18 protein-coding genes are annotated in these 20296 nt (G+C 66.4%); 11 read left to right on the top strand and 7 right to left on the bottom strand.

Going from position 1 to position 20296, the window contains the following annotated elements; genetic code table 11:
• Window positions 1-71: 71 nt before the first annotated feature.
• Window positions 72-1439, top strand: coding sequence for an MFS transporter (locus ON41_RS32740; RefSeq protein WP_051163020.1), 1368 nt, complete (start codon window positions 72-74; stop codon window positions 1437-1439).
• Here ON41_RS32740 and ON41_RS32735 read toward each other — a convergent pair.
• Complete coding sequence (locus ON41_RS32735) at window positions 1411-2070, bottom strand: GntR family transcriptional regulator (RefSeq protein ID WP_040752105.1); 660 nt, start codon at window positions 2068-2070, stop codon at window positions 1411-1413. The genes ON41_RS32740 and ON41_RS32735 overlap by 29 nt on opposite strands.
• Window positions 2071-2102: 32 nt before the next feature.
• Here ON41_RS32735 and ON41_RS32730 point away from each other — a divergent pair, with 32 nt between their 5' ends.
• The 4 genes from ON41_RS32730 to ON41_RS32715 all read left to right on the top strand — a co-directional run bounded on the left by ON41_RS32730 (window position 2103) and on the right by ON41_RS32715 (window position 6827).
• Window positions 2103-2891: a carbon-nitrogen hydrolase family protein gene (locus ON41_RS32730; protein WP_246461680.1), complete on the top strand. Its 789-nt coding sequence runs from the start codon at window positions 2103-2105 to the stop codon at window positions 2889-2891.
• Window positions 2892-3498: 607 nt separating this feature from the next.
• Entirely contained in the window at window positions 3499-3858 is a 360-nt protein-coding gene (locus ON41_RS32725) for a hypothetical protein (RefSeq protein ID WP_157185713.1), read from the top strand.
• Window positions 3859-3955: 97 nt separating this feature from the next.
• A complete protein-coding gene (locus ON41_RS32720) occupies window positions 3956-6346 on the top strand; it encodes a tetratricopeptide repeat protein (RefSeq protein ID WP_040752097.1) in 2391 nt (796 codons plus the stop codon).
• On the top strand, window positions 6330-6827 hold the full coding sequence (locus tag ON41_RS32715; protein WP_040752094.1) for a hypothetical protein: 498 nt from the start codon (window positions 6330-6332) through the stop codon (window positions 6825-6827). The genes ON41_RS32720 and ON41_RS32715 overlap by 17 nt, the downstream gene beginning before the upstream one ends.
• Here the strand turns inward: ON41_RS32715 and ON41_RS32710 are convergent.
• Window positions 6812-9139, bottom strand: a complete 2328-nt coding sequence (locus ON41_RS32710) for a tetratricopeptide repeat protein (protein WP_169336531.1) — start codon at window positions 9137-9139, stop codon at window positions 6812-6814. The two genes, ON41_RS32715 and ON41_RS32710, sit on opposite strands and share 16 nt — an antisense overlap.
• Before the next feature lie 605 nt (window positions 9140-9744).
• On the opposite strand from ON41_RS32710, the gene ON41_RS41985 reads away from it, so the two are divergent.
• The 4 genes from ON41_RS41985 (at window position 9745) to ON41_RS32690 (ending at window position 13178) form a co-directional block, all read left to right on the top strand.
• Complete coding sequence (locus ON41_RS41985; RefSeq protein WP_157185712.1) at window positions 9745-10128, top strand: hypothetical protein; 384 nt, start codon at window positions 9745-9747, stop codon at window positions 10126-10128.
• Between the two features lie 149 nt (window positions 10129-10277).
• Window positions 10278-10502 (top strand): hypothetical protein, encoded by a 225-nt coding sequence (locus ON41_RS32700; RefSeq protein WP_040752091.1) that lies wholly within the window; start codon window positions 10278-10280, stop codon window positions 10500-10502.
• Window positions 10503-10979: 477 nt separating this feature from the next.
• Window positions 10980-11378 carry a hypothetical protein gene (locus tag ON41_RS32695; RefSeq protein ID WP_040752089.1) on the top strand — a complete coding sequence of 133 codons (399 nt, stop codon included), beginning with the start codon at window positions 10980-10982 and terminating at the stop codon, window positions 11376-11378.
• Between the two features lie 717 nt (window positions 11379-12095).
• Window positions 12096-13178, top strand: a complete 1083-nt coding sequence (locus tag ON41_RS32690) for a fatty acid desaturase family protein (RefSeq protein ID WP_051163016.1) — start codon at window positions 12096-12098, stop codon at window positions 13176-13178.
• Here the strand turns inward: ON41_RS32690 and ON41_RS32685 are convergent.
• A complete protein-coding gene (locus ON41_RS32685; RefSeq protein ID WP_040752087.1) occupies window positions 13166-14518 on the bottom strand; it encodes an LLM class flavin-dependent oxidoreductase in 1353 nt (450 codons plus the stop codon). The genes ON41_RS32690 and ON41_RS32685 overlap by 13 nt on opposite strands.
• Window positions 14515-15777, bottom strand: coding sequence for an MFS transporter (locus ON41_RS32680; protein WP_246829646.1), 1263 nt, complete (start codon window positions 15775-15777; stop codon window positions 14515-14517). The genes ON41_RS32685 and ON41_RS32680 overlap by 4 nt, the downstream gene beginning before the upstream one ends.
• A gap of 255 nt (window positions 15778-16032) precedes the next feature.
• Here ON41_RS32680 and ON41_RS32675 point away from each other — a divergent pair, with 255 nt between their 5' ends.
• Together ON41_RS32675 and ON41_RS32670 are read left to right on the top strand one after the other, a co-directional pair.
• Window positions 16033-16515, top strand: a complete 483-nt coding sequence (locus ON41_RS32675) for a MarR family winged helix-turn-helix transcriptional regulator (RefSeq protein ID WP_040752084.1) — start codon at window positions 16033-16035, stop codon at window positions 16513-16515.
• Window positions 16512-16901, top strand: coding sequence for a DUF5313 family protein (locus ON41_RS32670; protein WP_040752082.1), 390 nt, complete (start codon window positions 16512-16514; stop codon window positions 16899-16901). The genes ON41_RS32675 and ON41_RS32670 overlap by 4 nt, the downstream gene beginning before the upstream one ends.
• Window positions 16902-16904: 3 nt before the next feature.
• Here the strand turns inward: ON41_RS32670 and ON41_RS32665 are convergent, their stop codons facing one another.
• The 3 genes from ON41_RS32665 to ON41_RS32655 all read right to left on the bottom strand — a co-directional run bounded on the left by ON41_RS32665 (window position 16905) and on the right by ON41_RS32655 (window position 20231).
• Window positions 16905-18146: an SfnB family sulfur acquisition oxidoreductase gene (locus tag ON41_RS32665; protein WP_040752079.1), complete on the bottom strand. Its 1242-nt coding sequence runs from the start codon at window positions 18144-18146 to the stop codon at window positions 16905-16907.
• Window positions 18143-19261, bottom strand: coding sequence for a dimethylsulfone monooxygenase SfnG (sfnG, locus tag ON41_RS32660; protein WP_040752077.1), 1119 nt, complete (start codon window positions 19259-19261; stop codon window positions 18143-18145). The genes ON41_RS32665 and sfnG overlap by 4 nt, the downstream gene beginning before the upstream one ends.
• A 121-nt stretch (window positions 19262-19382) precedes the next feature.
• On the bottom strand, window positions 19383-20231 hold the full coding sequence (locus tag ON41_RS32655; RefSeq protein WP_051163014.1) for an EamA family transporter: 849 nt from the start codon (window positions 20229-20231) through the stop codon (window positions 19383-19385).
• Between the last annotated feature and the right edge of the window lie 65 nt (window positions 20232-20296).

Raw genomic sequence — 20296 nt, 5'->3', positions numbered from 1 at the left:
TACAACGGTCGGCGTGACCGAGGGCACACCCACCCGCCGCGCCGGCACTGCTCGATTTCGCAAGGAGAGCCATGACGGTTCATACTTCGGTGATCACCGCGCCGAACGCCTCGCCCGGACACCGAAAAGCGCTGTTCAGGGCCTTCTCAGCGAGTCTCACCGGCACCGCGCTGGAGTGGTACGACTTCGCCGTCTACTCGACCGCCGCGGCGCTGGTCTTCCCGCAGGTCTTCTTCCCCGGCGAGGATCCGCTGACCGGAACCATCCTGGCGTTCTCCACCTACGCCGTCGGATACGTCTCGCGTCCGGTGGGCGGCTTCGTCTTCGGCCGGCTCGGCGACATCCTCGGCCGCAAACAGCTGCTGATCATGACGCTGCTGCTGATCGGCGCGACGACATTCGGGATCGGCCTGATCCCCAGCCACGCGACGATCGGCATCGCGGCGCCGATCGTCCTCGTGACGCTGCGATTCGCGCAGGGCGTCGCGGTCGGCGGCGAATGGGGCGGGGCCGTGCTGCTGTCCAGCGAATACGGCGACCCGCGCCGCCGCGGATTCTGGGCGTCCGCCGCGCAGATCGGCCCGCCGGCCGGAAATCTGCTGGCCAACGGCGCGCTCGCGGTGCTGACCGTGTCGATGAGCGAATCCGCGTTCGAGACCTGGGGCTGGCGCGTGGCATTCCTGGCGTCCGCGGTCCTGGTGGCATTCGGCCTGTGGATCCGGCTGCGGCTCGAGGACACCCCGATCTTCCGGGCGCTCCAGGAATCCGGCGATCGGCCGGAAGCGCCGATCGGCGAGGTGCTGCGCACGCATCGGCGGCGACTCGTGGCGGCAGTGCTCGCCCGGCTGGCGCCCGATGTCATGTACGCGCTGTTCACGGTCTTCACCATCACCTACGGCACCAAACACCTCGACTTCGAGCGCAGCGATGTGCTGATCGCCGTCCTGATCGCCTCGGCGTTCCAGCTGGTCACGATCCCGCTCGCGGGCGCGGTGTCCGACCGGATCAATCGGCGTCTGGTCTACGCCTGCGCGGCGGCCGGGGCGCTGGTGTGGACGGTGCTGTTCTTCCCGATGATCGGCGGCAGCTCGCACGTGCTGCTCATCCTCGGCATCACCGTGGGCCTGACGTTCCACTCGTTCATGTACGGGCCGCAGGCGGCGTTCATCACCGAACAGTTCCCGGTCCGGTTGCGCTCCACCGGATGTTCGCTCGCGTACACCATCGGCGGGGTGTTCGGCGGTGCGCTGGCGCCACTGATCTTCACCACGCTGCTCAGCACATTCGACAGCTGGGTGCCGCTGACCGCCTACCTGTTCGTGGTCACCGCCCTCACCCTCGGCGGGCTGACGCTGGGCGCCGATCCGGACAACGCCGAGGACGAGCACTACGCCGAACTGTCGCAGAACCTCACGCGCGCAACAGAATCTGCAGGGTGATCTCGAGATGTTCGTCGATCTTCGCGTGGGCGAGGCGTTCGTCGCCGGCGGCGAGCGCCGCGACGATCGCCTCGTGCTCGACGCACACCCGGTGCTGCCGGTTCGCGGTGGCGAACAGCGCCGCGAGGCCGACCCGCAGTTGCCGGGCCCGCAGGCCGGCGTAGGTGGTCGACAGCAGCTCGCTGCCCGCCGAGTCGACCAGGATCTGGTGGAATCGGCTGTCCCAGGAGATGAATTCGCGCGCCGACTCCTCGTCGTCGAGGTCGGCGAGGGTCTCCTGCTCGGCGAGCGCGGCCCGCATGGCGGCGACCGGTGCGCTGCCGTCGGCGATCGAGCGGCCCGCCGCGTGCCGCTCCAGCACGCCGCGCAGATCCATCAGCTCGGCGATCTGGCGGCCCGACATCGCCGGGACGTGCGCGCCGCGCTTGGGCACCATCTCCACCAGGCCCTCTGCCTGCAGCATGAGCAGCGCCTCGCGCACCGGGGTCCGCGACACCCCGATGCTGGTCGCCAGTTCCTGCTCGTTGAGGAAGGTGCCGGTGGCGGGAAGCGACGTCAGGACCTGATCCTTGACGTAGTTGTAGGCCTTCTCCCGCCCCGACAGCACCGGCACGGAGTCGTTTTTCCGCATACAGAATGTATACACCAGAAGGGAGCGAATCCTTGCTCAGCAGAATCAGTCTCGCTCAGGTCACCAGCACGCCCGATCCGAAGGACAATCTCGCGATCGTCGAGGAGTACACGACGCGCGCGGCCGACGCCGGCGCCCGGCTGGTGGTGTTTCCCGAGGCGATGATGCGCTGCTTCGGCGGCGGCGCGCTGGCCGAGGTCGCGGAGCCGGTGGACGGGCCGTGGGCCGACGCGGTCCGGTCGATCGCCGAGCGCGCGGGCGTGACGGTGGCGGCCGGAATGTTCACCCCCGCCGACGGCCGGGTGCGCAATACGCTGCTGGTGACCGGGGGCGGGGTCGACGCCCACTACGACAAGATCCATCTCTACGACGCCTTCGGATTCGCCGAATCCGATACCGTCGCCCCCGGGGATCGCCCGCTGCTGCTCGAGATCGACGGCACCCGTGTCGGTTTCACGATCTGCTACGACATCCGCTTCCCGGGCCTGTTCCAAGCCCTCGCCACCGAAGGCGCCGACCTGATCGTCGTCTCCGCGTCCTGGGGCGACGGCCCCGGCAAGGCCGACCAGTGGCAACTACTCGCCCGAGCCCGAGCCCTCGACTCCACCACCTTCGTCGCCGCCTGCGGCCAAGCCCTCCCCACCACCCCAACCGATTCCGCGGCCCCCCGCGGCGTAGGCCACAGCCTCGCAGTCACCCCCGACGGCAAGGTCCTCGCCACCCTCGGCACAACCCCCGACCTCCTCACCACCGACATCGACCCGAGCCGAGTCACCGAAGTCCGAAAAACCCTCCCCGTCCTGGCCAACCGAAAATACTGAACCCCGCCCTACCGATGAGAGGCCCGCTCAGTCACCGGCGCCGTTGCGGGCCAGCCCGGCGGTCGTGCTCAGCCCAGCCCGCCGCGCCTAATACGACCACCTAAGCACTCGCCAGGTCGAACACAACGCCGCACTACGACAACTCGGCAACCGCCTCGTCGACATCCTCCACGGCTGCCTGATTCACACGAAGGGAACCCACTCCTCCAGCACGGCGATGAGCAGAGCCAGGCCGACACCCTCGGCGGCGAGGACGCCTCGGCTCTGTAGCGCCTCCGTTTCAGCATAATTGTTTCCTTTGACTCACAAAATGCGTCGTGGTCGGTTTGCGGCCATTTATCTTGTACGGTCGGGCAGAAAACCTCGCCAGGGCCCTTTCTAGGGTTGTATGCTGCGCTTGCGCGGTTCGCCTCGGGGTCGGGCGATTCGCCCGAGAAGGAGAAAAGAGTATGGCGGAGGTATGTCCGCAATGTGGCAAGAAGACCGGAATGGACGTCGGGCCGCAAGATCGACAAGGCTGGCAGAAGTACGTGTGTCAGATTTGCAAGTTCGAATGGAAAGCCCCCCAAAGGTAGTTTCTTCTACCAGTGTCTGAATGGAGCGCCTCGTGCGTCTGGTAATCAATCGGAGCCAAGCGGCCGTTAAAGGGGTGCTCGGCGGGCACAAGGGCATGCAGTTCACGCTCAAATATCGGTTGGAGTTGACCGATGAGGAGTTTGGGCTCGTGCGATATTACAAATTGAACGCGTATACACTGACCTGGCGTACGATCCAGGGAACCCAGGTTCCTGACGACACAATCGGAAGTATGATTGAAGGCGCGAGTCAGACAGTGTCGGATGTAAAGGCGCTATTGGCAAACGAAGAAGTGGTAAAGAAAGCTGTCGACGAATTGCCCGTGTTGTTCGAAGTGTGTCGCACATTTGGTGGGGAAGAGGTCATCGACTACCCGCGAAAGAGGGATTGACACTCATTATGAGAGTAGATTCGGCCCGGCCTTCGGGTGCCGAGCGTCCTCAATGTGAAGGTGCTGCGCCACGAAATCGGTCGTCGAAACAGGACTGATGATCAATATCGAAGGTGAAGACGCCGCAGAGAAGTTGTTTGATGTATTCCTCTGCTACAAATCTGAAGACTTGGCGGTAGCGTTGGCTTTGCATCAGGCCATGAAGTCGCGCGGTTTGGAGGTCTTTCTCGATAAGATCGAAGGTGAGATCTGGGCACCACTGACACGGTCGATCGAGCAGGCGCTCGCCCGTTCGCGCACGCTGGTTGCGTTGATCACGGAGAATTTTCCCATCAGCCCGCATTGCCGAGAAGAGTTGCATGTAGCGTTGTCGGCCGCCTACTACCTCGATGCTGGCGAGACTTCCCGGGTGATGGCTGTGGTCCAGGGTATCTCCCCGGACCACGTGCGCCCTGCCCAGCTGACGATGTATCGATTGCCGTACGGCGGTGCACCTCCCGCTGAGCTGGTTGAGACGATCGTGCGGAACGTCCAGGCACACGACGGCTTCATCGGTGACGCACCTACGGTCACTGTGCGGAATTGGTATCCACAAGAACTCCCTGGTAATCGGTACTTTCGTGGTCGGTTCGACGAGTTGTGGGACATCCATTCCGGGATGCGGGCGCGGGAGAAGAACCGGGACCGCGGCAAACCCTGTGTGGTGGTCAGCGGCCTTGGCGGGCAGGGGAAGACCGCTCTGTCCCTGCAGTATGCACGGCTCTTTGCACGTGATCACCCCAGCTGGGTCTTTGTTCTCGACCTCGCCGGCAGCGACGGCCGGTCAGATTCAGGCCACTTCTCGGTTGAGACACGTTTCAACGAGCACCTGAGACTGATAGCGGCTGGTTTGTCCCTACCCGATCCCGCGGGCATTCCGGCTGCGTTGGACGCACTCGATGCGCCCTACCTATGGATCCTCGACGATGTACCGGCCGGCACTCACCGCGAGCAGTTGTTTCGCATGCTCGCACCTACTCGCGCCGGACGGACCCTGATCACCACCCGTGGTCGATTCGAACGGTTCGGTTCCCACGAATTCACTCTGAGGGAACTGGACAAGGTGATCGGGGCAGCGGTGCTTACCGCGTACTGCCCTGCGGCCTCCACGGACCGACAGGCCGTGCGAGACATCGTCAAGATGCTCGGCGGTCATCCGCTGGGCCTGACGATTGCGGCTGGCCTGACAACGCTGCCGAGTTTTGCTGGCTATCAGGGTCTGTTGACCGATCTTTCGTCTACGGAGCCGGACCGTCTGGAGGGTGCGCACCTGGAGGCGGAACTTCCCGCTGGTTGCTCTGTTTCGTTCAGCCGTGTCCTGTTGCGGTCATTCAACTCGCTCGGCGACGCTGGCCGTGAGGTGATGTGTGCGGCGAGTGTCCTCGCACCCGCGCGGATCCCTCGTAACCTGCTGTTCGGGATCGTCGGCAGAGCCAACGGAGGTGATGAGTTCGATGACGGGGTCGGGCGGGGGGCCGCACGTGGACTGCTCAGTATCGACGCTGCCGGGTGTTCGATGCACCCCCTGGTGGCGCGCGCAGTCCGTGCTCTGGTGTGGCCACCGTCGCGTCGCATTCTGTTCCGAACCGCAGCAATGGCGGAGCTGACCGCAGCCGTAGAGCGCACCCGCGACGAGTATCGGCACCGCGAAGTGCTGGATTACCTCCCTCATGTGCGTGCGGTCGCTGGCCTCCTCCCCGGTGGTGACAACTGGGATATCGGTCTGGACGAGCGATATCTGCTCAACGAAACCGGCAGGGTGCAAAGTGAAGCCGGCAGCACCAGGGACGCACTTGCCACCTTCGAAGCGTTTCGCAAGGTGTGCACGCGCAACACCGTCGACCCGCATACGTACTGCGTGGTGCTGACCGGATTGGCAGTCGCCCATGGACTCGAAGGCCACCACTCCATCGCGTTGAGCCTCAAGCTCGAGGCCGTCCGGATCCTGTCCGCCGAGCGCGGACCCGCAGCCGCCGAGACTCTCACCGCAGTGAACAACCTCGCAGTGACACACCTGGAGATGGAGCATTACGAAGAGGCTTACGAACAATTGCGGATGGTCTACATCCTGCGGCGTGACCACGGAGACCTGGGGCCGACCCACCGTGACACACTCATCGCGCTTAACAATCTGGCGATTGCCCGCCGTCATCTCGGTCGAACCGATGCGGAACGGGACTTGAATCGGCGTATCGCGCACCGCATTTCGATTGCGGCATGGGACCGGTGGCGGAGGATCGCGAAGCCGGACGACCAGAACGCGCTCAATGCGCTCAACGGCCTGGCGTTGAGCTACCGATCGCTCGGTTTCCTGGCCGAGGCCCTGCGCCTCACCACAGACCTGTACGCGCGGCGAGAGACATTGCTCGGGCCCGACCACCCAGACACGTTGGGAACGTTGGAGAACAAGCTCATTTTGCAAGAGGAGATCGATGAGCGAGAACGATGAATCGTACGAGCTGCTGTTGCTGCGCCGCCTCGAAGGCCAGGGTCCCGACCATCCCAACACCATGATCACCGTGCGCAATCTGATCCACGGCGACGCCCGTGGCCTCGATCGTGCTGTCGGGGCACCAACCGATGCACCGGTCGAGATAAGCGACAACACCATTCGGCTCGACGGTGACCATGTGGACAAACAGATCGACCTGATCCAGACGGCGACCGCCCTACAGCAGAACCGGGTCGAAGAATACGGCCCTGACGACCCGCGCACCATGGTCGCCACCAGTTATGTGGCCTATGCATTGGCATTCGCTGACCAGTTCACCGGCCAGCTCGAAGTGGCGGCTGTGCTGGCTCGGGATGCCTACGAAGGACTCGACGACGCAGCCGCCGACGACCCGAGCCGCCTTGGACCGCACGATGTCCGCGTAGCCGAGTTGATTCTCCGCTGGATCGAGGACCGCCTTGTTCAGGCCGAGGGCTGACCGCGATCCCCCGGGCGTAGTACAGCCAGCGCTGCGCGCAGCTCATCGGCTTTCGGTGAGCCGAGCGACACCAGGATGTGCACTGCTTCCGTCCAGTGTGCTTCGGCCTCGGTGAGATCCCCTGCGCGGAGGGCAATCTCGCCCATCCCTTGCAGGGCCAACGCGGTCTCATACCTGCCACCCCACGCTTGATCAGCCGCGATCGCGTCGCGGAACGACCGCTCGGCAGCGGCATTTCGGCCGACGTGTAGGTGCAACCAGCCCAGCGAGCTGCTTGCGCGGGCGGCGTCCATATGCAGTCCGAGCCCGTTGCATAACTCCAGCGATTCGGCCAAGTGGCGTTCGGCATCGTCCAGAAGTCCCAGCCCCTGCTCGGCAACACCGATGCTGCGCAGTGTGATGGCGACGTTGCGCCGGTTGTCCGCACAACGGTACGCATCGAGAGCTAAGCGATCGAGTCGAAGGGATTCCGCAAAGTCACCTTGGCGCCGCAGCACCGCAGCCTGGTGCGCACGAGTGTTGCTCAACCCGTAGATGTCTCCGAACTCTTCGAAAAACCGCTGCGCGACCCGATAGTGGCGCATCGCTGCCTCATCATCTCCCCACTGATGCAACGCAAGCCCCAGGTTGCTGCGAACCATAGCCTCTGCGTGGCTGTCCCCTGACCGGACCGCTGCAGCGAGAGCATGCTCGTGGCAGTGGATCCATTCGTGCACACACTTCGCTCGGAAGAAGTACGCACGCGCCAGAAGCGCCAACTGCCAGCGCGCTGTGTCGAGTTCGGGACGATCCTGTGCACACATGGACACGATGTTGGCGCGCTCGGCATCGAACCACGCGAGCGCCGCCGAACGATCGGGCAGGGGGGTAGGGACAAGCCCGGTGGAAGGCAGGGGTATTCGGTATCGCAACGGTTCGATCAGTTCATCTGCCCGGTACGCGGTTTGAAGGTAGTGGTCGAACAGTCGCCGCCGTGCAGCCGCGATGTTCTCGGGGTCATCCGTCTGCCCGACAACCTCGGCCGCGTAGAGCCGAATCAAGTCGTGCAGCTCGATCCGCCCCTCTCCGGTCTCGCGCGCTAGGTGAAGTCGCACCAGAGTCCGTAGCCGAAATGACGTCTCAGAGGGTGGCATGCCAACGAGTGCGGCGGCTGCGCAAGGGTGTAGGTCGTGGCCGGGGAATAAGCCGAGTAGCCGGAACATGGCTGCGATGTCGCCCGGGAGCTGCCGGTAGGACCACGAGACTACGGTACGCGGGTCGGATCGGGGGTCGGCGCCACCGAGCCGGGTGAGCAGGTGCTGGCTGTCGGCCAGTTCCTCAACGAACAGCGCCATCGGCGTGCCCGGTCGTGCTCTGATGGTCTCCGCGACAACCCGCAGCGCCAACGGCAGCCGTCCGCACAAGCGGATCAAAGCCGCCACTGCCTCTGGCTCGGTGTCGACCCGATCTCCTACCATCGCTCGTAGCAGCTCCCTCGAGTCCTGCTCCGACAACGGCTCCAACCGAATCACATGCGCCGCATGCTGTATCACCAGGCCCGGCATAGCCTGACGGCTGGTGATCAGAACCGAGCACGACGACGCGCCGGGAAGCAGCGGCCGGACCTGTTCCTCGGTCCATGCGTTGTCGATGACGATCAACACCTGTTTGGCGCTCAATGCGGAACGCAAGGCTGCGACAAGACTATCGAGATGCCCCACCATTCCCATCTGACCCACACCGAGCGCCCGCAGCCAGCCGGGCAGCACCTCCTCGGCGGCCAATGGGCGGTCCGGCCCCCAGCCACGCAGGTCGGTGTACAACACCCCATCCGGGAAGTGAGCCGACACGCGACTGGCCCAGTGCACAGCCAACGCCGTCTTGCCCACACCCGGCTGCCCCACGACGACCACGATCGGTATCGTCGGACGGGATGACTGGATCAGCAACCGTTCCAGCCCCGCAGATTCCACGCTTCGTGCCACGAATCCGCCGACAGTGGGGGGAAGCTGAAGCGGCCGTTCACGCGAGATCGGTTGGCGCCGAGACGCTCTCGGTTGATGAAATCGACCGCTCTCATGCAACACCGCCGCGTACAACTCATCCCAATTCCGGACACCCGTCACCGCCATGGGCAGCCCCGTCAACAGGTCCCGCATGGCCGGCCACGTGGTCGTCTCATCCGGAATAGATCGGCCCCGCTTCGCGTCGTACCAAATGCTCTTGCTGATACCGCTGGCCTTCTCAGCGGCGCGATCGCCACCGAGTTGCGCGACAGCACGCGCAACCCCCGCCTGAAATCGCGACCGCGCATCGCCAGCCGAACGAGACATGCGCAGCACCACCTCCGAACACACCGACCGGGCCGGACGAATTCACCGGACACACGGGAAGCAGGCCACCGCAGACCCATTGTCCGGACACCGATTACGCCGGACATCGATTGCCGGACCTGTTCTGCTCATCGACCCTTCGAGAATGCCACCCACCTCGAAACCGGTCACCTACATCCCAGGTCCCGAAACCCATCACGCCAAGCAATTCCGCCCAAGACGACGCTATCCGTCGGACGACGGAGCGGACGCTCGACCCTACGCGAGGCCGTGCCAGTCCCTTTGCTCCAGACCTAGGTACCGGCGATGATTGATGTCTTTGCTGGCCCAGGCATCCTTGGCGGACTCATATGGTGGCTGTGCAGCGACGGTCCGGCCCGCCTGGTAGCTGCCCTCGTCGCTACGCTTCACCCCGACGACCACCGGCGAAGGGATGCACGTGCCGTTATGGCTTGCACAGGCAGACACGCGTCCCGGCACTGCGGTCAACGAAAGTCATGATGACCTGCCCAACCGGATGGGTTCCAACTCACGCTGCTGCACGTCTTGATGCAAGCTCGGTGGAAATACTCGTGCTGGGCCGTGCGTTGCGGAGCCATGAAAAGGTGACTGATTACTACGCTGTCGCCGCGGTCCGCGAGCGGGAGTGTCGGGTTCAGGCTCGCGCCTACGCGATCTGGCTGTCTGCGCTACGACCGGCGAACATCGTCCTCGTCGTCGGCGCCGCCGTACTCTCCGCCGTCGCGGGCGCGGCGGTGCTGGCCGACTTGGCCGGCCCTCTTCCGGGTTACCTGGCTCTGGTGAGCGCGGTCTTCACGGTCATCCACAACAGACTGGATTGCGATGTCCACCAAGCGGAATGCCGCCGACTGCGAGCCGCCTACGAGGCCCAGGCATATCCGCGACCTCGACTCAGCACTCGTCACTATGCGCGCCGAATCTTGTGCCCAAGATACGTGCGCGCGTTAACGGACCGAATCAAAGAGTGAAAACTCTTGTCCACCAAGAAGTTTGCGCCACGGACGAGCAGTATCTCCGACTCGCCGCCACGGCCGAGGGCGGCGAGCCTGACAGGTCTGCGGCCAAAGGGCCACAGCGACGGCATCGACGTGGTGGCGGCAGCACCCGAAACACAGCAATGATCGAAACCGCCAGCGAGCTGCCGCCAGCGGTGGTCAGCGACCTGTTCAGCGTCTGCCTGACCACCGCGCACACCTGGGAACAGCCGGCCCAAACCAACTGGGCCGTGGTGCCGCTGCCGATCTGGGTACTGGTGACGTTTGTTCGGGGTACCCATCGGCCATGTAGCCATGACCATACTGGTGATTTGTCCGTCGATTGCGACCTGCGGCGATCCGGGTGAGTTCCTGGTCGCGCCGGTCCGATGAAGACCAGGCGGTGCCGCTATGCTCGAAGGTGAGCAGGCCGCGCACGCTCACCGTTCGGTTGCTCCGCCCACGATGGTGGCGACGTCGATGAATTGAAGGCCCTCCCGGGGGCCCGCGCTGGACATTCTCCTCCCCCGTCGGCACAAATACCATCAGCACAATCACGGTTGAACTAGGTTGTCTTTCAACTGTGGTCGAGCGCCGCGGTAAACACGAAAGCAGCAGGGGGAGAACAACACATGCCAGTAGACCCGGGCCCACCAGGCAGAGACTGGGCGAGGATCGGCGGTATCGCCGCAGTTGTCGCTCTCCCGCTCGCGGTCATCAGCATCATCGTCGGCATCGCGCAGTGCTCGAGCAGCAGTGGTAGCGACGGTGAGCGAGGTAGCGGTGGCAGCGGGTCGAGTTCGCCGACATCATCAGCGAGTACTTCACCGGCGACCGCTCTGCCTGTGACCTCGGCGCCCGTCGAGGTGGCACCGGAGCCGTACAGTAGCGGTTCCGTCCTTGCGGAAGGGCTCGAAACCGCCGGGCGGTTCGGCGTCGCAACCACCAGCCCGAGCTGGCGAGGCGACTACCCCGGCGCCGACATCATCGTCACTGCTGACGGCGCGGAAACCGCGAACAACGCCCTCTACGCCGTCGTTGCCGATCCAGGCTATCCGTCCTGTCGCGTCGCGAGCTACACCGTCCAATCACTGTCATGGGACCAGGTGCCATCCGGGACCACCGTCTGCATCCAAACAAAGGACAAGCGCGTCGGAACGGTGAAGTTCGTGTGGAGCAGAGACCGCGAAGGCAACGTTCGCGACAGGACGGTGAGCGGCGTGATCTGGGCACCGAAACGCTAGCTTCTCACCGCGCGGCCGGAAGGGCGGCGCACTCAGCGTTGCCGGAGAGTGCGGCCCTTTCGGTGGGGTGTCAAAGACGCAGCCGCCACCCGTGCGTTTGCACGCGGATGTCGCGCCTGCCTCCTTCTTCGCGGAGTGCCTTTCCTGTATCAGGGGACAGCACGGAGCCTCCGACACTGTGCCATAGGCCGATGCCCTTACCGACCGTAGATTCCCACTCGCCGATCTCGATGGCGTGTACGCGACCCCAACCAGCGAAGTGGAGCATGTATCTGCGGGTCGCCCAGTCGTGGTTTCGCACCGACCGTGGGATGGTCCCCTTCCACAGGCGAAGTGGTAGCCAGGGAAACCGTAGCTGCACTCGTGCGCCGCCGCCGACTGGCTTATAGAGATCCATCAAGCGTTCGCCCTACCTCTCATAGAGAACGTACCAGGCGACCCTGCGACTGGTCGCCCATGGACGACCGCCATAGTGCGCTCGTTGACCGAGTCCAATATATCCGTAATCTCCACTCCCGTGGCCGAAAGTGATCACGAGCGAGCCAGTAGGACAGCGCAATTCGCCACAGGGTAGGAGACTACGGCGGCCGGCCTTCGCGAGATGCGGCTAGCGGGGTTGCGGCTCGGTGGTTTGCGTCCGCTATCACACCGCAGTCCTGTTCCATGCCATACCAAGGTATTACGGCGAACGAGAATTCGGCCGATAGCTTCAGATCTATGACGACATCAGCCATGGTTCCCGAGTCGTTTCCACGACCATCGCGGCGCGGCGGCTCGGACGGTGACTACGCCCGTTTGCTGCGCCGGATCTCCGATGCGGGGCTGATGCGACGGCGGCCCCGTTACTATGCGGTCCGGCTCGGGGTCGTCGGGATGGCGTTCGTGGCCGGGTGGGCGGCGTTCGGGCTCGTCGGTGACTCGTGGTGGACGCTCATGGTCGCGGCGTTCATGGCTGTGACGTGTGCTCAGGTCGCCCTGGTCATGCACGATGTCGCACACCGGCAGGTCTTTCGGCTGCGGCGGCCGACGGAGATCATGGGCCGGGTCGTCGGCAATGCCGGTATCGGCCTGGGGTACGGGTGGTGGCAGGACAAGCACACCCGGCATCACGCCAATCCGAACCACGAGGAACTCGACCCCGATGTCGCGCCGGACATTCTGGTCTGGTCACAACGGCAGGCGCGGGCCAGCCGTGGCCTGCCTCGTCTGATCGGGAGGGCGCAGGCATTCCTGTTCTTCCCCCTGCTGATGCTGGAGGGCCTGAATCTCCATGTGGCCGGCGTCCGCGCACTCGGACATCGATCGGTCAAACACCGAAAGGTGGAGGGCGCGTTGCTCTTCGGCCACTTCGCCGGCTATCTGGCCGCGGTGTTCGCGGTGCTGCCCGCCGACAAGGCCGTCGCGTTCATCGCGGTCCACCAAGCGTTGTTCGGCCTGTACATGGGCTGCATCTTCGCCCCGAACCACAAGGGCATGCCGACCCTGACCGGCGACGACCGCCCCGACTACCTGCGCCGGCAGGTGCTGACCTCCCGCAACGTGCGGGGCGGGCTGTTGACCGACCTCGCCCTCGGCGGCCTCAACTATCAGATCGAGCACCACCTGTTCCCGAGCATGCCGACGCCGAATCTGCGTCGCGCCCAGGTGATCGTGCGCGACTACTGCGCCGAAATCGGCGTGCCCTACCACGAGACCGGGCTCATCTCCTCCTACCGCGAAGCGCTGAAGCATCTGCACCACGTCGGCGCTCCGCTCCGCACCCCCGACGGGCATCAGGACGCCCGGCGTCAACGGCGGTAGGCAGCGCCGGGGTGGTCCGCGGACAGCAAAGGCCCACTGCCACCTAACCTTTCGCGCAAGGTGGCCGCTTCGGGGCGATCCGGGACTCGGCCGCGGCGGCGGAGTTCGGGGACGACGAGGCGGGCGAAGTCGGTGAAGGTGCCGGGGGTGGTCACGTAGGCGAGGTTGAAGCCGTCGATCTCGGCCTCGTCGACCCAGCGCTCGAGTTCGTCGGCGACCTCGCCGGGGGATCCGGCCACCACCGGGCCGCGGCCGCCGATGCCTACCTCGTTGGCGAGATCGCGGGGCGTCCAGGGCCGGTCGGCGGTGGTGAACGACGCGAGAGCCGAACGGTTGGCGTCCGTTTCGACGTAGCGCAGGGGTTCGTCGGGATCCAGTTCCGCCAGATCGACACCGGTCCATCCGCCGAACAGCGCGAACGCGCCCTCGACACTCACCAGGCGCCGATACTCCCGCAGCTTCTCCTCGGCGAGTTCACGCGTCTCGGCAACGATCGGCGTGAGCATCGTGAAGACCTTGATGGACCGGGGATCCCGACCGAGGTCGGCCGCCGCCGCCCGCAGCGCGCGGACCGGACCCCGCACCACCTCGGGTGTGGGTCCGGAGACGAAGACCGCCTCGGCGTGCGCTGCCGCGAACCGCACGCCGCGCGGCGAGGCGCCCGCCTGGAACAGCACCGGGGTGCGCTGCGGCGAAGGTTCGCTGAGATGCGGTCCGGGAACGCTGAAATACCGGCCCTTGTGCTCGATGTCGTGCACCTTGGCGGGATCGGTGAAGACGCCGCGCACCGGATCACGCACCACCGCATCGGATTCCCACGACGACTCCCACAGCTTGTAGCAGACCTCCAGGTACTCCTCGGCGATCTCGTACCGCTCGTCGTGCGGAATCTGCTTGTCCAGCCCCAGGTTTCGGGCCGCGCTGTCCAGATAGGAGGTGACGATATTCCACGCCACCCGGCCGTCGGTGAGATGGTCCAGCGTCGACATCCGGCGCGCCAGCGAGTACGGCTGCTCATAGGTGAGCGACAGCGTGATGCCGAATCCCAGCGTCTCGGTGACCGCGGCCATCGCCGACACCGCCATGGCCGGATCGTTGACCGGGAACTGGGCGGCGTCGGCGACCGCAGCGTCCCGTGACCCGCCGTACACGTCGTACGCGCCGAGCACGTCGGCGAGGAACAGCGCGTCGAAACCGCCCGCCTCCAGCGTGCGGGCCAGCTCCGTCCAGTACCCCAGTTCGCGATAGCGGTGCCCCTGGTCGTCGGGGTGACGCCACAGCCCCGCCGATTGGTGGCCGACGCAGGCCATATCGAAGGCGTTGAGGTAGATCCGGCTCATGGTGTCGCTCCGATGTCGTCCCGATAGGTCTCGCGCGCCGACCACGCCGCCGCGATCGTGAGCGCGGACAGCACCGCGAAATACACGACGATCAGCCAGGGGCTGCCGCCGCCCGCGGTCAGCAGCGCGGCGGCGATGAGCGGCGCGAACCCGCCCGACAGCACGGCCCCGATGTGATAGCCGAGCGAAGTGCCGCTGTAGCGCACCCGGGTGTCGAACAGTTCGGCGAACCACGCCGCCTGCGGCCCGTACATCGCGTCGTGCATGACATTGACGCCGAACACGATCGCCGCCACCACCGCGACCTTCGACCCGGTCTCGGCGGCCACGAAGAACAGGATCAGCGCCACCGGTCCCCCGATCGCGCCGAAGAGATAGGGCCTCCGCCGCCCGATCCGGTCCGACAGCCACGCCCACAGCGGCGTCCCGGCCAGCCCGAGCGCCGAGGAGATCAGCACCGCGACCAGCCCGACCGAATTGCCCTTGCCGAACACATCTTGCAGATAGGTCAGCGAATAGGTGGTCAGCAGGACGAACAGCGCGATCTGCGACAGCCGTAAACCTATGGTCAGCACCACGTTTCGCGGTTGATCCCGCAGTACGGCCACGACCGGCAGGCGCGCGACATCACCCTCCTCGCGCAGCCGGCCGAAGACCTCGGCGTCGGTGAGCCGCACCCGGATCAGCAGCCCGATCACCACGAGGACGACGCTGAGCAGGAACGGGATCCGCCATCCCCCGTCCAGGAACGCGTCCTCCCCCGCCACGGCACGCACCAGGTAGAAGACCGCCGTCGCCAGCAGCATGCCCGCCGGGGAACCGAGCTGGGTGAAGCTGCCGTACAGGCCGCGCCGCCCGGCGGGAGCGTGCTCGACCGAAAGCAGTGCCGCGCCACCCCATTCCGCGCCCACGGCCAGCCCCTGAAGCACGCGCAGCGTCGCCAGCAGCGCGGGCGCCAGCACGCCGACCTGCGCGTAGGTCGGCAGGACGCCGATCGCGGCGGTGGTGAGACCCATCAGCAGCAGCGCGCCGACCAGAACCGTCTTGCGGCCCAGGCGATCCCCCAGATGTCCGGAGATGATCGCGCCGATCGGCCGGGCGCCGAATCCGGCCGCGTACGTGGCGAAGGCGGCGAGGGTGCCCGCGGTGGCGGAGACGTTCGGGAAGAACAACGGCTTGAACACCAGGGCCGCGGCCGTCGCGTAGAGGTAGAAGTCGTACCACTCGATGGTCGTGCCGATGACGCTGCCGACCACCACGGTGCGGGGCGAGGTCGTGCGCGGGCTCGCCGCGGGCGGGCCGGCGCCCTGTGGCGAAGTCCGTTCGGTGAGGGTCACGTCGGCGAAGGCTAGGTAAGGATGTCCGATTCGGGGAGGGTTGTCCTCCCGCTGATTGCAACCTTCGAATCGAGGGCTCGGCCGGGCACTCCTACAGGTGACCATCCCCACCCCGGAATAGTTTGTGCATTAACTATTAGCGCAGTAATCTTGCTGTCGAGACGACGGAGGTGGACGATGGCGGTCGATATCGAGGACCCGCTGCGGCTGGACCGGCAGGTGTGTTTCGCGCTGGCGGTCGCCAACCGCTCGGTGCTGGCGGTCTACCGGCCGCTGCTGGAGCCGATGGGCCTGACGCATCCGCAGTATCTGGTGATGCTGGCGCTGTGGGGCGAGTCGCCGATGTCGGTGCGCGCCATCGCCGATGCGGTGCAACTGGATTCGCCGACGCTCTCACCGCTGCTGAAGCGGCTGGAGTCGGCCGGGCTCATCACCCGCCGCCGCGACCCGCGCGACGAGCGCACCCTCCTGATCGACCTCACCGCGGACGGGCGCGCGCTGCGCCGGCAGGCCGAGCGAATCCCGCCCGCCGTCGTGCGACGCCTCGGCGTGAGCATGGCCGATCTGGAGGAGTTGCGCGACATCCTCACCCGAGTCAACGAGGCCGCCCGCCGCGCCGCGCTCGCGGGCGCCCCGGAGGAAACCGGAGATCAGCGATGAGCGGACAGACTCCCAACCCCATCCAGCGCCTGCGCTACATCTACGGCGCCACCCTGCCGCCGTCGATGCGGGACTGGGTGCTCGAGGATCTCACCGGCGCCGGCGCCGCACGGCGCTACCTGCTGCGTTTCCTCGTTCCCGTACTGCTGGTGCTGTGCGTGTTCCTGCTGATCCCCGGCCCGCTGTGGATGGGGTTGTCGATGATGGCGCTGCTGTTCATCCCGATGATCTATTTCACCGTCGCCCTGATGTACGTCTACCGCCGCGCCCGCCTGGTCAAGCACGACCTGGATCCCGGACTGGCCGACATCCGCGAACGTCAACGCGCCGAGGCGGAGCGTACCGCCTACGAAATCCGCCACGGGCGGGGAGGATCGGGCGCCTGACCCTCAGATGACCCCGTGTAGCGGCGGCGGGGTGTCGTGGAGGAGGGCGCGGCCCAGGTGGTGGTATTTCCAGCGGATGGGGTCGTGGAGGGTGTGGGTGCGGGCGTTGCGCCAGAAGTGGTGGAGGTTGAGATCGGCTGCGGCGCTGCGGGTTCCGGAGACCTCGAACAGGGCGGCGGAGATCTCGGTGGCGGCGCGGTCGGAAAGGATCTTGGCCGCGGCGACCGCGAGCGAGGCCGCGGCGACCGGGTCGGCGGGGCCGTCCGATGGGGCGGGGATTTCGGTTCCGGGGGTGACGGCCCGGTCCACCGCCGCACCCGCCGCCGTCAGCGCCGACTCGGCGGCGGTCAGCGTCACCGCCAGCTCGCCGAAGCGCTGGATCAGCAGCGGATCGTCCACGGCGCGCTCGACCTCCGCCTCGAACCACGGGCGGCTCTTGGTGCGCACGAATTCCGTTGCGGCGGTGAGGGCCCCGCGTGCGATACCGGCATCGATCGCGGCGTGCAGCAGCTGCGCGAAGGCGCCGTATCCCGTCGGCGCGCGCACCGCGAGCGAGCGCGGCACGAGCTGATCCGCACCCACCACGACACCGTCGAAGCTCACCGTCCCGCTGCCGGTGGTGCGCTGCCCGATCCCGTTCCAGTCGTCCACGATACGCACGCCCGGCGTCTCGGCCGGGAGATAGGCGATGTACTCCCCCGCCGCCAGCCCGCTGACGCCGTCGGGATCGTCCAGGCGGGCCAGCACCGCGAGCACATCCGCGAAAAGCGAACCGGTGCAATAGTATTTGACGCCGTCGACGCGGAACCTGCCCGCGTCGGGGCGCACGGTGGTGGCGATCTCCGCGACCGTCGCACCCGTCCGTTCCGACTGCGCGTTGGCGATCCGCGCGCCGCCGAGCACCTGCCCGAGGTACCGCCGCCGCTGGTCCTCCGATCCGGCCAGCCGCAGCAGGTTCACGTACACGAAATGGCTGTGCGGTATCTGGGCGATATTCGGGTCCGCGGCGGCCAGGATCCGGACCACCTCGGCGACCGCGCTCGGCGGCAGGTCGGCGCCGCCGAGATCGGCCGGGACGGTGATCGCCAGCAGCCCGCTCGCCGCCAGCCGATCGATCTCCCCGTGCGGCAGTGCGCGATCGCGGTCGCGGTCGGCGGCCCCGGTCGCGAATTCCGACGCCAGCTCGCGGGCGACCTCGTACGCGTGGACCGCGGAGGCGATGCGGCCGGCGCCGACAGCGGTCATCGGCTCGCGGCCGCGGCGGGGGTGCGGGCGGCCTCCAGCTCGCGCACCAGCGGCAGCACCTTCGCGCCGAAGTACTCGATCTCCTCCTGGAAGTGCAGGAATCCGCCCAGGATGAGGTCGACGCCGAGATCGCGGTAGGCGACGATCCGCTCCGCGATTTGCTCCGGAGTACCGATGAGCTGGGTGCGGAAGCCGTCGTTGTACTGCACCAGATCCTCGAACGAGGAGTCGGCCCACATGCCCTTGCGATCGGAGGTGGACGCCCCCGCCTGCTGCACGGCATCCCGGAAGCCTTCCACCGCAGGGCGATTCGCCTTGTCGATGATCTCCCGGAGGGTGTCGCGCGCCTCCTTCTCGGTATCGCGGGCGATGATGAATCCGTTCAGCCCGAACTTCACCTCACGGTCGTGCGCCCGGGCCACCGCGCGCAGATCGTCGAGTTGCTCGGTGACGCCGTCGAAATCCTTACCGTTGGAGAAGTACCAGTCGGCGTAGCGCCCGCCGTTGCGGCGCGCCGCCGTCGAGTTACCACCTTGGAACAGTTCGGGATTCGGCCGCTCCGGGGTGTTGAGCGGCTTCGGCTTCAGCGTGAAATCACGGATGCGGTAGAAGTCGCCGCCGTAGTTCACCGCGTCCTCGGTCCAGATCTTGCGGATCACCTCGAGGAATTCGCCGCTGCGCCGGTACCGTTCGTCGTGTTCCAGCCACGGTTCGCCGAGCGCGGTGAATTCGCCCGCGAACCATCCGGAGACGACATTGATGGCGAAACGCCCGCCGGACAGGTGGTCGGCGGTAGCGCCGAACTTGGCCAGCACCGCCGGATGCCAGAGGCCCGGATGCACCGCCGCGATGACCTTCAGGCGCTCGGTCGCGCCCAGCAGCGCGAGGCTGAACGAGGTCGACTCGTGCTGGAACTCGGCGCCGTAGGACGCGGTGTAGCGCACCTGCGACAGTGCGTACTCGAACCCGTTGTTCTCGGCGGTCTGCGCGAGCTTCTTGTTGTACTCGAAATCCCAGCTCGTCCGCTGCTCGATCTCGCTGGTGACCAACCCCCCACTGACATTGGGCACCCAGTAGGCGAATCGGACGCTGTCGGCGATGTTCTCGGTAGTCATGGCGCTCCCGGCGGTTGTGGGCGAGACCGGTTCTGAAACACCGGGCGCGGCAACCGTGCGCCCGGTGTGCACCCACCTCAGCATCGGATGCGACCGCAGACGAGGGTTTGAATCGCTCCGATTAGATCCCCGGCCGCCCGGCCCGCGACCGCCGTCCCGACGACAGCGTCACGTACGCCGCCCCCGCACAGATACACGCGATCCCGATCCATCGCCGTGGCGACAGTTCCTCGTGCAGGACGACATATCCGCTCATCGCGGCGACGACGGGTTCCAGGGTGAGCAGGGTGCCGACCACCGGCGCCGGAAGTCGTTGCAGCGCAGCCATTTCCAGCGAATACGGGACGACCGCCGACAGCAGCGCCACTGCGGCGCCCGCGAGAAGGACACTGCCGCCCGCCAGCGCCCGGCCGTCCTCGGCGAACCCGGCCGGGAGGCCGATCAGCGCCGCGACGCCCACGGCGAGGGCCAGCATCGAGCGGGAGCCGGTTCCGGAACCGACGCGGCGCGACAGCATCAGGTAGGAGCCCATCGCGGCGGCCGACAGCAGGGCCAGCGCGAGGCCCTGCCATGCGAGCGGCCCCGCGGCCGGATCGCGGACCAGGATCAGCCCGACGACGGCCAGCGCCACCACCCCGGCATCGGCGGGGCGGCGGGAGCCGAGCAGCGCCACCGTGAGCGGGCCGAGCAATTGCAGCGTCGAGGCCACGCCGAGCGGCAGGTAGTGCAGCGCGGGGTAGATCAGGTTCATACCGGCGATCGCGACGCCGAGCGCCACCACCGTCCGGCCGTGAGCGCCGCGCGGGAGTGCGCGCGGGCGGCGCAGCGCCACCAGGACGATCGCGGCGATGCCGAGCCGGAGGGCGACCACGCCGAGCGGGCCCACCTGCGCGAACAACTGTTTCCCGAATGCCTGGCCGGTCTGGGTGGAGACGGCGGCGGCGAGCACGAACAGTGGAGCGGGGACCATGCACTCAGGCTGGATCGTCCCGGCATGAAGGTCCATCAAAAGATCCGGTACTTGATCCTTTAGAA

This window comes from Nocardia transvalensis NBRC 15921 (assembly GCF_000308875.1).
GTDB lineage: Bacteria > Actinomycetota > Actinomycetes > Mycobacteriales > Mycobacteriaceae > Nocardia > Nocardia transvalensis.
The sequence above is the reverse complement of the archived record's forward strand: the minus strand, read 5'-3'. Positions and strand labels throughout refer to the sequence as shown.

Bases quoted from the DNA above. Each gene is read 5' to 3' on its own strand.
- ON41_RS32665 (WP_040752079.1), bottom strand. From the start codon at position 18,146: ATGACCGCTGTCGGCGCCGGCCGCATCGCCTCCGCGGTCCACGCGTAC.
- ON41_RS32740 (WP_051163020.1), top strand. From the start codon at position 72: ATGACGGTTCATACTTCGGTGATCACCGCGCCGAACGCCTCGCCCGGA.
- ON41_RS32690 (WP_051163016.1), top strand. From the start codon at position 12,096: ATGACGACATCAGCCATGGTTCCCGAGTCGTTTCCACGACCATCGCGG.
- ON41_RS32670 (WP_040752082.1), top strand. From the start codon at position 16,512: ATGAGCGGACAGACTCCCAACCCCATCCAGCGCCTGCGCTACATCTAC.
- ON41_RS32710 (WP_169336531.1), bottom strand. From the start codon at position 9,139: ATGTCTCGTTCGGCTGGCGATGCGCGGTCGCGATTTCAGGCGGGGGTT.
- ON41_RS32735 (WP_040752105.1), bottom strand. From the start codon at position 2,070: ATGCGGAAAAACGACTCCGTGCCGGTGCTGTCGGGGCGGGAGAAGGCC.
- ON41_RS32655 (WP_051163014.1), bottom strand. From the start codon at position 20,231: ATGGTCCCCGCTCCACTGTTCGTGCTCGCCGCCGCCGTCTCCACCCAG.
- ON41_RS32675 (WP_040752084.1), top strand. From the start codon at position 16,033: ATGGCGGTCGATATCGAGGACCCGCTGCGGCTGGACCGGCAGGTGTGT.
- ON41_RS32720 (WP_040752097.1), top strand. From the start codon at position 3,956: ATGATCAATATCGAAGGTGAAGACGCCGCAGAGAAGTTGTTTGATGTA.
- sfnG (WP_040752077.1), bottom strand. From the start codon at position 19,261: ATGACTACCGAGAACATCGCCGACAGCGTCCGATTCGCCTACTGGGTG.
- ON41_RS32685 (WP_040752087.1), bottom strand. From the start codon at position 14,518: ATGAGCCGGATCTACCTCAACGCCTTCGATATGGCCTGCGTCGGCCAC.
- ON41_RS32700 (WP_040752091.1), top strand. From the start codon at position 10,278: ATGATCGAAACCGCCAGCGAGCTGCCGCCAGCGGTGGTCAGCGACCTG.
- ON41_RS32715 (WP_040752094.1), top strand. From the start codon at position 6,330: ATGAGCGAGAACGATGAATCGTACGAGCTGCTGTTGCTGCGCCGCCTC.